This is a genomic window from Mycobacterium sp. (assembly GCF_049281135.1).
Lineage (GTDB): Bacteria > Actinomycetota > Actinomycetes > Mycobacteriales > Mycobacteriaceae > Mycobacterium.
Map to the genome: position 1 here is coordinate 1 of NZ_JBAPRN010000800.1, position 2,692 is coordinate 2,692.

The 2,692-nt window shown below is 65.6% G+C and carries 3 protein-coding genes and 1 pseudogene; 1 reads left to right on the forward strand and 3 read right to left on the reverse strand.

Features of this window, described 5'->3' with window-relative positions; all coding sequences use genetic code 11:
* The coding region (locus tag WAN02_RS31720) for a cellulase family glycosylhydrolase (protein WP_422269323.1) at positions 1-1,417 on the forward strand (1,417 nt) is incomplete at its 5' end.
* Positions 1,418-1,452: 35 nt separating this feature from the next.
* On the opposite strand, the pseudogene WAN02_RS31725 reads toward WAN02_RS31720, so the two are convergent.
* The 3 genes and pseudogenes from WAN02_RS31725 to WAN02_RS31735 all read right to left on the reverse strand — a co-directional run.
* Positions 1,453-1,635, reverse strand: a pseudogene (locus tag WAN02_RS31725) (AMP-binding enzyme); the annotation flags it as partial.
* A gap of 26 nt (positions 1,636-1,661) precedes the next feature.
* Entirely contained in the window at positions 1,662-2,624 is a 963-nt protein-coding gene (locus WAN02_RS31730; RefSeq protein WP_422269324.1) for an alpha/beta hydrolase, read from the reverse strand.
* On the reverse strand, positions 2,621-2,692 hold a 72-nt coding region (locus tag WAN02_RS31735), incomplete at its 5' end, for a hypothetical protein (RefSeq protein WP_422269325.1). The genes WAN02_RS31735 and WAN02_RS31730, both read right to left, overlap by 4 nt.

The following is a 2,692-nucleotide window of genomic DNA, read 5'->3' on the forward strand; positions in this document are numbered from 1 at the left end:
GCACGTCACGGCGGTCGGTGCGTCGCCTGGTGGCACCGACGGACTCAGCACCACCGGCACCTGGCTCACTAACAGTGACGGACAGGTCGTCGTAATGCACGGGCTCAACGAGGTGTACAAGGTGGCGCCGTATGAGCCATCCGCCGACGGCTTCAGCGACGACGACGCGGCGTTCCTAGCCGCCAACGGTTTCAACGTCGTGCGATTGGGCGTCATCTGGGCCGCTGTGGAGCCCGACCCCGGCGTGTTCGACGACACCTACCTGGCCTCGATCGAGCAGACCGTGCAGACGTTGGCCAACCACGGCATCTACACCGTGCTCGACATGCACCAGGACGGTTACAGCAGCCTGTTCGGGGGCGAAGGTGCGCCGACATGGGCGTCGGAAACCGGCGGGCTGCCCAACATCCAGGTAGGCGGCTTCCCGATCAACGCATTGTTCGATCCCGCGGAGCAAAACGCCCTGGGTGCGTTCTGGTCGAATGCCGACGCACCGAATGGGATGGGGCTCGAGGACGATTACGCGCAGATGTGGGAACACGTGGCGAACTACTTCAACGGCAATCCCGACGTGACCGGCTACGAGGTCATGAACGAGCCGTACCCGACCAGCTCGGAGACGTTGTCGACCCTGCTTGGCAGCCCGAACTTCGACTCTGAGGTGCTGACCCCGTTCTACAACCAGACGGCGGACGCGATCCGGGCCGTCGACCCGTCAACGCCGATTTTCTACGAACCGAACGCTCTCTTCGACTTTGGGCTGCCCACCCACCTGGGCACTGTGGACGCGTCGGGCACTGTCTTCTCTTATCACGGCTACTGCGAGATAGACCTGGGGTCGGGTTGCTTCCCGGACGTCAGCGCAATCACGAACAATGCCGAGGCGTACGCGCAAGCGCACGGAATCCCGGCACTCATGACCGAGTTCGGCACGATCGGATCTACCACCAACGACGCCACACTCATCCCCCCGATGCAGAGCACCGACCAGGATGCGATTGGTTGGACGGAGTGGGCCTACACCGGCCAAGGCGACATAACCGGTTCACCGAACACAGAGTGGCTGGTGGATAACCCCAACCTGCCGCCGGTCGGCGATAACGTCGACACCGCCAAGTTGGCGACACTCGCCGAGCCGTATCCGCAGGTGGTTTCCGGCATCCCAAACTCCTGGTCGTTCTCCGAAGGCACATTCCAGTTCAGTTACTCCACCGAGATGGCCGACGGCCAAGGCAGTTTTGCCGCCGGCTCGCACACCGCCATCTCGGTGCCGGCCATCGAGTATCCGAACGGCTACGAGGTGAGCGTCGCTGGCGGGCAGGTGGTCTCGGCCCCCAACGCCCCCGAACTGGTCATCGCCTCAGACGGCAGCGCCAACGCCGTCAGCGTCACCGTGACAGCGTCACCGTCGCCGTAAGCGCCGTCGGTGGGAGCAGCGGCGTGACGGAGTCGCTACCTCTCGGACAGCTGCCTTCGCAGAACTTTGCCAGTTTCATTGCGCGGCAACTGCTTTACGAAGACCACGTCTCGCGGGATCTTGTGCCTGGCCAGATGCGCGCGCACATGGGACTTGACGCCGTCGGCGTCGAGACCGGAATCGGGCCAGCTGACGACAAAGGCGGCCAGCCGTTTGCCGCGCACCTGGGCGACGCCGGGCCGGTTCACGATGCGGTGTTGGCTTCGGCGACGGCCGTGCGCAAGAAGTGCCCGGCCACCTGCAAGCTGGTCAGACCTCCGTCGCGCGGCCAGAGCCAATAGCCGTGCATCAGGCCTGGCCACATCTGCTCGTCGCAGCGGCCACCCGCTTCGACCACCAGTGCCGCGAACGCCTCAGCGTCGGCGCGCATCACTTCCCTTGAACCGTAATGAATTTGGATCGGCGGTAAGTCCGAAAGCTCGGCATTCAGCAGGCACAGCCGGGGGTCCGCGGGGTCAGTGTCACCGACATACAGTGCGACGGCCCGGGCTGCCGCACGCGGATCCAGCGGCTGACGCCGGGTACGTGCGTCGGCGATGCATAACCGGTAGGACGGATCGATCAGCGGGCCGAACAGCGCCAGCGCCGCCGGGGCCGGCAACCCCTCGCTCCGCAGGCGCAGGGCCAGCCCGACTGCCAGGTGCCCGCCGGCCGAGTCCCCGGCGACGACAATCTTCGCCGGATCGTGCCCCTGCGACAGCAGCCAGCGGTACGCGGCCAGCGCATCGTCCTCTGCCGCCGGGAACGGATGCTCCGGTGCGAGCCGGTAGTCGATCGCGAGGGCCGGCATGCCGGAGTACTCGGACAGATGAGACGCGAAGCCGCGATGGGTGCGAGCCGAGCAGATCAGGTAGCCGCTGCCATGCAGCACCAACACCACGCCGGCAGCATCGTCGGCCTCGGGAGCCCAGACCCACTCCCCTGACACCGGCGCGGCAACGGGCTTGACCCGGATGCCGGGAACCACTGGGGCGGTGCGGGAAATCATGTAATCGGCCACCGGGCGCAGCGCCGCGAGCAGCCACTGTTGTGACACCAGCACATTGAGCATCACGTTGAAGCCGAACCGCGAGAACGGAACATAGCTGAGCCGGTCGACGGCAGCCATCGAGCTGCGCCGCAAGCCTTTTGCCGTCCGGGCGTTCATCCGGCGAGTAAGCCCTTGGCGATGTGCGTCACCTGCACCTCGTTGCTGCCGGCGTAGATCATCAGCGA

Coding starts and splice junctions, on each gene's coding strand:
- WAN02_RS31730 (WP_422269324.1), bottom strand. CDS start 2,624: ATGAACGCCCGGACGGCAAAAGGCTTGCGGCGCAGCTCGATGGCTGCC.